This window comes from Candidatus Aminicenantes bacterium (assembly GCA_011049425.1).
GTDB lineage: Bacteria > Acidobacteriota > Aminicenantia > UBA2199 > UBA2199 > UBA876.
Map to the genome: position 1 here is coordinate 1 of DSBM01000087.1, position 7,089 is coordinate 7,089.

The 7,089-nt window shown below is 59.1% G+C and carries 6 protein-coding genes; 5 read left to right on the top strand and 1 reads right to left on the bottom strand.

Annotated elements, in window-relative coordinates; genetic code table 11:
- A partial coding sequence (locus tag ENN40_05855; GenBank protein ID HDP94867.1) for an aminotransferase class I/II-fold pyridoxal phosphate-dependent enzyme occupies nucleotides 1–602 on the bottom strand: 602 nt, incomplete at its 3' end.
- A 186-nt stretch (nucleotides 603–788) separates the two neighbouring features.
- Here ENN40_05855 and ENN40_05860 point away from each other — a divergent pair.
- The 5 genes from ENN40_05860 to ENN40_05880 all read left to right on the top strand — a co-directional run bounded on the left by ENN40_05860 (nucleotide 789) and on the right by ENN40_05880 (nucleotide 6,706).
- Nucleotides 789–1,520, top strand: a complete 732-nt coding sequence (locus ENN40_05860) for an MBL fold metallo-hydrolase (GenBank protein ID HDP94868.1) — start codon at nucleotides 789–791, stop codon at nucleotides 1,518–1,520.
- Nucleotides 1,521–1,597: 77 nt separating this feature from the next.
- Nucleotides 1,598–2,905, top strand: a complete 1,308-nt coding sequence (locus ENN40_05865) for an aminotransferase class I/II-fold pyridoxal phosphate-dependent enzyme (GenBank protein HDP94869.1) — start codon at nucleotides 1,598–1,600, stop codon at nucleotides 2,903–2,905.
- A 256-nt stretch (nucleotides 2,906–3,161) separates the two neighbouring features.
- Nucleotides 3,162–4,877, top strand: coding sequence for an amidase (locus ENN40_05870; protein HDP94870.1), 1,716 nt, complete (start codon nucleotides 3,162–3,164; stop codon nucleotides 4,875–4,877).
- Complete coding sequence (locus tag ENN40_05875; protein HDP94871.1) at nucleotides 4,816–5,943, top strand: flippase-like domain-containing protein; 1,128 nt, start codon at nucleotides 4,816–4,818, stop codon at nucleotides 5,941–5,943. Before ENN40_05870 ends, ENN40_05875 begins: the two co-directional genes overlap by 62 nt.
- On the top strand, nucleotides 5,930–6,706 hold the full coding sequence (locus ENN40_05880) for an MBL fold metallo-hydrolase (GenBank protein HDP94872.1): 777 nt from the start codon (nucleotides 5,930–5,932) through the stop codon (nucleotides 6,704–6,706). Before ENN40_05875 ends, ENN40_05880 begins: the two co-directional genes overlap by 14 nt.
- Nucleotides 6,707–7,089 lie beyond the last annotated feature (383 nt).

The following is a 7,089-nucleotide window of genomic DNA, read 5'->3' on the forward strand; positions in this document are numbered from 1 at the left end:
AAGCAGATCCATGCCGGGTTGTTGGGGTTGGAGTAAAGGATCGAAGAGACCTTGCCGCTTGCCAGCATCGACTCCAGTTTTTCCCGCAACCGGGGTCCGCGATAATCATACACATCGAAAGACTTGAAATCGTGACCCAGGAGGCGGCATTGTTGCTTGTGTACGGGAAAGCCGGGGTCGATAAACAACGTGCCTTCCCGCTCCGCGTGCATGCGGTTGACGGTCAGCATGGCCGCCAGGCTTCCCATCATGGATCCCACTGTGGGCAGGCAGTGTTCAGGCGAAACCTCGATGTCAAGGAAATTGCGCACAAACCGGGAAATCTCTTTTTTGAGTTCCGGGACTCCCTGGATGTCGGGGTACAGCGATGCAACCCCGTTTTTCAGGGCATTTGCCTGCGCTTCCACGCCGATGGGAACAGCGGGCAGGCCGGGAATGCCCATCTCCATGCGCACGAATGCAACGCCGGATTCCTTTTCGATGTCATCCACCAGCTTTTTGATTTCGCGGATTGATGCAAGGCCCAGGTCGGAAATTCCCATGCTTTCGATGCGGCGATCCACAATGGCCGGATCGACCAGCGCGGTGTGTGTTTCCTTCATCCTTCCTCCAAGTTACCCAATAAAACGCGGTCCTTTCTCCCGGACGGGCGCCGGGTTCCCTCAGGTTCAGAGGTTATCAAATCCACGCAAAAAAGAAAAGCGAAATTGCGAATCCCGGATGTTACTCACCCTTGAAGTCTCATTCGCAAGGAGATACAGTAAGACTGGAAAATCGAGGAGGAGGAAATGGCAAAAACAATCGGGAGTATCATCATGATGATCTTTTTCTGTTCAGCCTTTGCATTCGGAAGCGCGGATGTCATCAAAACTTCCGCCGGACCATTGGAAATCAACTGCCTGGGGCATGCCTCACTCATGTTTTCATTCAACAACAGGATCATCCATATCGACCCCTCTTCCCGCATGGCGGACTACGCCGGCCTGCCCGTCGCCGACCTGATCCTGGTCACCCATCAACACGGCGATCACCTGGACGCCGCGGCGATCAAACAGATCCGCAAGCCGGAAACGCGCATCCTTTGTTCAGCCGGCTGCCTGAGCGACCTTCCGGGAGCGGAAGCCATCGGCAACGGCGAGACCCGGGACATATACGGGATCCACATCATGGCGGTGCCTGCCTACAATATCGTGCATAAAAGAAAAGACGGCACTCCCTATCATCCCAAAGGCGAGGGCAACGGCTACATACTGGCATTCGGCGATACCCGGGTGTACATTGCCGGGGACACGGAGAACACACTGGAAATGAAGGCTCTGGAACAAATCAGCATCGCGTTCCTGCCCATCAACCTGCCCTACACCATGGATGCGGATATGGTGGTGGATGCGATAAAGACCATGAAGCCGGACGTCCTCTACCCCTATCACTTCGCGTTCGGCGCCACTGACCTGGATGACCTGACAACCGCCATGAAAGCATTCCCCGGAACCGAACTGCGAATCCGGAACAAGCCTTGATCCGTTGCTGAAATCCTTGCCTTTACCCGCCACCGAGAGTAGAATAATATCTTGATTCCAAACCAGCGAGGCGACGCATGAAAGAGATTCATCCCCGGGCAACCGAGCTCAACCGCACCATTGAAACCCATTCACCCACGGTTCTTCACCTGCTTTCCGGCAAGGGCCGCAGCATCTATTTTCCCCGCTCCGGTATCCTGGCCCAGGGCGCCGAGGCGGCCGGCTGCGCCATCAACGCCACCATCGGTACGGCCCTGGAAGAGGACGGCAGCCCCCTGCGCCTCCAAACCATTGCCAAACACCTGAACCTGAAACCGGAAGAAGCGTTCCCTTATGCCCCCAGCCCCGGGCTGCCGGCCCTGCGTGACCGCTGGGCCCAACGCCTGCTGGAAAAGAATCCCACTCTGGCGGAGAAGCCCATCAGCCGCCCGCTGGTCTGCCAGGCCATCACCCACGGGCTGAGCCTGCTGGGAGCCCTGTTTGTGGATCCGGGAGATATCGTGCTCCACCCCGACCTCTTCTGGGGAAACTACCGCCTGGTCTTTGGACATGCCCGCGACGCGCGCCTGGCACCATACCCCCTGTTCCACGAAAACGGCCTGGACCTGGACGGATTCAGCAAATCCCTGCAGGCGGGACCGCCGTCCCAACGCCGCACAGTGATCCTCAATTTCCCCAACAACCCCACGGGCTATACCCCCACCCGGGAAGAGATCCCCCGCCTGCGCGAAATCCTGGCAGAAACCGCGCAAAAGGGATACCGCCTGCTGGTGATTCTGGACGACGCCTATTACGGACTGGTGTACGAAGACAATGTGTACCGCGAGTCCCTGTTCGCCGAACTGGCCGACCTGCATGAGAATCTGCTGGCCGTGAAAGTGGACGGCGCCACCAAAGAGGAATACGCCTGGGGATTCCGGGTGGGATTCATTACCTACGGCATCCGCGGAGGAAATACGGACCTCTACGCCGCCCTGGAAGAGAAAACCGCGGGTATGCTGCGTGGCAATATATCATCCGCGTCCCGGCTTTCTCAGTCCCTGATCCTCAACGCGCTAAACGACCCCGGATACATGCGGGAACGAAACAGCAAGTTTTTTCTCATGCGGCAACGCTACCGGGAAGTCAGACGCATCCTCGCCACCCATCCCGAAGCCTGCCAATGGTTCACTCCCCTGCCCTGCAACTCCGGCTACTTTATCTGCCTGCGGCTGGTTCAAGCCAATGCGGAAGCGGTGCGCCGTCGACTGCTGAACCATTACGATACAGGGGTCATCGCCCTGGACGGAATGCTCCGCATCGCTTTCTCTTCCACCCCCACCCACCGCCTGCAGGAACTCTTCGACAACATCCTGTCCGCCTGCCGCGACCTGGCCACAACCTGATGAACCCTTGACAACGCAATCGCCGTACCGTAACGTGGATGCAACCGCATACCCCTGCGATCGGCTCTGAGAAACGGCATGAAAAAAGTTTCGGTGATTCCGAAATCAACTGAAGATCCCGCCCTTCATTTCGGTCCCCTTCACGGGCCTGCCCCCATTCGCTTTTCCCGCAGTGATTTAAGTTTTTCATCCCCGCTCCCCTTGCCGCGCGCAGGCGAGCAAAGCGGGAGGAAGCCTCTCCCGACAGGAGTTTGACATGACCCCGGTAAATCGCAACCCGAACCCCTGGCGAATCGCCGCCTTTATCCTGGCCGTGGCCTGCCTGGCTCTGGCCGCCCGGCTCTGGTTGTTTCCAAAACCACAGGCGACGGATCCGTTTTCCACTGCCTCGGTCCGGGCCGCCGCCGCCCTGAATGGGCTGGAATTCACTGCTTCAGAGGTAGAGCTGATGCGTCCCGACCTGCGGGAACGGCTGGACAGTTTCCGTCGCCTGCGCACTGTATCTTTGCCCAACTCCCTGCCGCCGGCATTGCGTTTTGACCCGGCCGTCTTTTTTCCTCCAATTGACGTTGACCCGGTACCGGCTTGGCAGCCGCCGTTGCCCCCGCCGCTGCCCCGGGATCGGGCTGAGATTGCTTTCCAGCCCCTGCCGGTTCTGGCCGCCTGGTTGCGCTCCCGCCGCCTGCGCAGCCAGGACCTGACCGCAATCTACCTGGAACGGCTCAAACAACTGGGACCCGGACTGGAATGCGTCGTTACCCTGACCGAAGACCTGGCCTTGCGCCAGGCTCGCCGGGCCGACAAGGAAATGGCTGCGGGAAAGTGGCGCGGTCCGCTGCATGGCATCCCTTACGGCATCAAGGATTTGTTTGCCGTTCCCGGATATCCCACCACCTGGGGCGCCGCTCCGTTCAAAAACCAGGTCGTGGATGAACCCGCCACCGTGGTCGAACGGTTGGAGGCGGCCGGCGCCGTGCTCGTGGCCAAACTGACCGCCGGCGCCCTGGCGTGGGGGGATGTCTGGTACGGGGGAAAAACCCGCAATCCCTGGGATCTTGAGCAGGGTTCAAGCGGCTCTTCCGCGGGACCGGCCGCCGCAACCGCCGCCGGCCTGGTGGGATTTGCCATCGGCACCGAAACCTGGGGATCCATTGTTTCTCCTTCAACCCGTTGCGGTGTCACCGGATTGCGTCCCACATTCGGCCGTGTCAGCCGCCACGGGGTTATGGCCTTGAGTTGGAGCATGGACAAAGCCGGCCCCATCTGCCGGTCCGCGGAGGGCACAGGACTGGTTTTTGCCGCCATCCACGGAGCCGACGGCAAAGATCCCGATTGCCGGAACCTGCCCTTCGCCTGGCCCCCGCCCCGAGGCATCCGGGGATTGCGCGTGGGCGTTGTCACCGGCGCTTTCGGAACCGGAAACGAAAATCCCACTGACCACGCCACCCTTGCCGCGTTACGTTCGTTGGGAATAGAGCCCGTGGAAATCGAGTTGCCCGACCTTCCCATCGATCCCCTGGCTCTGATTCTGAACGCCGAAGCGGCCGCCGCCTTCGATGAATTCACGCGCTCGAACCGGGACGATCAACTCGTGCGCCAGGTGCGCAACGCCTGGCCCAACGTGTTTCGCCACGCCCGCCTGATCCCGGCCGTGGAGTACATCCAGGCCAACCGTATCCGCGCCCTGCTCATGCAACGCATGGCAGAACTGTTCCGCCGCGTGGACCTTTATGTATGTCCCACTTTCGGCAGCGACAACCTGCTGCTCACCAACCTGACCGGGCACCCCGCCCTGGTGTTGCCCAACGGCTTCGATGCGGACGGCCATCCCCTCAGCATCACCATTACCGCGGATCTCTTCGCCGAAGCGGAAATGCTGGCCCTGGGGCAGGCAATCCAGCAGATAACGGATCACCACACCAGGCGTCCACCGGGATTTGCCGTGGCGACAAAACAAGGAGCAAGGCCGTGAACAGAAACAATCGCCGGAGGAAGGCTCGTTGAAACGCGGGATCACGTTGGCCCTGGCCCTGGCGGGAATCGGCCTGTTTGTGTTCGTGGTGGTTCGGGCCGGGCCGGAGCGCATCTGGAACACGCTGAGGCGCGTCTCCTTGACGGAATTGATGATCCTGGTTTTGTTGCGCCTGCTTTTCTGGGGCCTGCGCGCACTGAACTGGAAAGCCGTGCTGGAGCGATGCGGAGGAACATCCGGTCTGTTTCACCTTCTGGGCGCACGCATGGCGGGACATGCCGTGGGCTACATCACCCCCACTTCGCGCATCGGCGGCGATGCGTTCAAAGCCCTGATGGTGAAAGACAATCCCCAGCGCAATGTCATCGCATCAGTGGTCATCGACAAGACCATTGAACTGGCGGTAACGGCTCTATTGATTCCGGTCGGACTGGCCATGCTGGTCTTGTCCGCGCCGCGCCCTCCCGCGCAGACGGGCGCCTTCCTGATCGTCACCGTCTTGCTGATTGTCCTGGTCGTATGGTTGATTCACCAGCAGAAAAAAGGCTTTTTCATGCGCGTTTTGGACCTTCTGAACCGTTTCAAGCTGGGGCGATCGTTCCGCAAGCGCTACGAGAGCAGAATCGCGGAGACGGATGCCCTGATGTCGGAGTTTTACCGCAGCCACCGCGACCGCTTCTTTTTGGTTTTTGTGGGGTACCTGGTGTTCATGGCATTGTGGACATTCGAAATTTTTCTCAGTTTGAAATTCCTGGGTTGTGCGGAAATCACGCCGGAAAAAGCCTTCCTGCTGGTGATCCTGGGATCCGTTGCGTTTGTATTGCCCGGCGTGCCCGGGTCGGTGGGTGTCTACGAGATGACCTATCTCTCCCTTTTCGTACTGCTGGGCCTGGGACCCTCTCACGCCGTCAGCCTTATCCTGGTGCGAAGAGGCCTGGACCTGCTCATGGCCGCCTGGGGCATGGGCGTCATCCTTTTGCGCGGGCATTCCGCCTGGAGCCGCATCTTTCCCGGTAAAGCCAAGCCGGCCCCGGTTCAGCAGGAGGCAACGCTTGACCGGCGCTGAAAAAATGCGGGTTCTGCCCCTGGGCGGAATGGGATGGATGCCGCGGCACAACAACCACACCGCCTGCTACCGGGTTGAAGGATATGAATTGGACTTGATCCTGGACGCCGGTACCGGATTGTGCCGCCTGGCGGATTTCGCCGGGAGTCATGAACACGAGGAACAGCCGGTGCTGATCCTGCTTTCCCATTACCACCTGGACCACACCGCGGGATTGATTTACCTTTCGGCACTGTTCCCCCGGCGCCGGATCATTGTGGCCGCCCCGGGAAAAGCGGTTTACGGAGAATCCGCCGCCGCTATCCTGGACCGGCTGGTGACCCCGCCGTTTTTCGCCCATCGGCTGAACCGGGCCAACCCTGGTCTGGAGGTAGTGGACCTGGAACCGGGAGAAAATGACATCGCCGGTCTGCGCATCCATTGCCGCATCCAGGCCCACACAAATCCCTCAATGGGGATCCGCATTGGAAACGAGCTTGCCTATATCACCGATACGGGCTGTGACGCTGAAACCATGGAATTCATCTCGGGCTGTCCGTTGCTCATGCACGAGTGCTGGGGCAGGGGTGAAAGCGTTGCCGCCGCAGGCCACGCCCACCTGGAGGGAGTGGTACAGATCGCACGCCGGGCCGCGGTGGAACAATTGCTGCTGATCCACATCAACCCGCTAATGACGAAATCGCAAATAGACGAGCTGGAAACGACCACCCGGCGGGAATTCTCCGCGACTGCAATCGCCCGCGACCTCGTACCCTGGCCATAATGGGGACGGTGCTTGTAAGTATGTAAATACGGATTTTTGGATAATCAGAGTTGAAAAGTTAAAGAGAAAAAAGGTGACAGGAAGTAAAATACCGCAATGGCCTGTAAAAAATGGCAAAGGCTTTACCATTCATTCTTCCTTATTCGTTATTCCAAGCCAGAAAGTTCAATCAGTTGAAGAGTGGACCGACCCTGCAAGGCGTTAACCTGCACTTCTCACAAGGATTGTCGCGAAATGGCGTAGATGGTTGTAGTGACAAGGCATGCGACAGGCATTATTCGAAGGCATAGCAGCGCTATGGCTGAGAAGAATGACCGAGCATAACGCCGTCAATGCGGCCATATCCGCCATTGCAGCAGATCGTTGTGAGAAATGCAGGTTAA

Bases quoted from the DNA above. Each gene is read 5' to 3' on its own strand.
- ENN40_05860 (HDP94868.1), top strand. From the start codon at position 789: ATGGCAAAAACAATCGGGAGTATCATCATGATGATCTTTTTCTGTTCA.
- ENN40_05865 (HDP94869.1), top strand. From the start codon at position 1,598: ATGAAAGAGATTCATCCCCGGGCAACCGAGCTCAACCGCACCATTGAA.
- ENN40_05870 (HDP94870.1), top strand. From the start codon at position 3,162: ATGACCCCGGTAAATCGCAACCCGAACCCCTGGCGAATCGCCGCCTTT.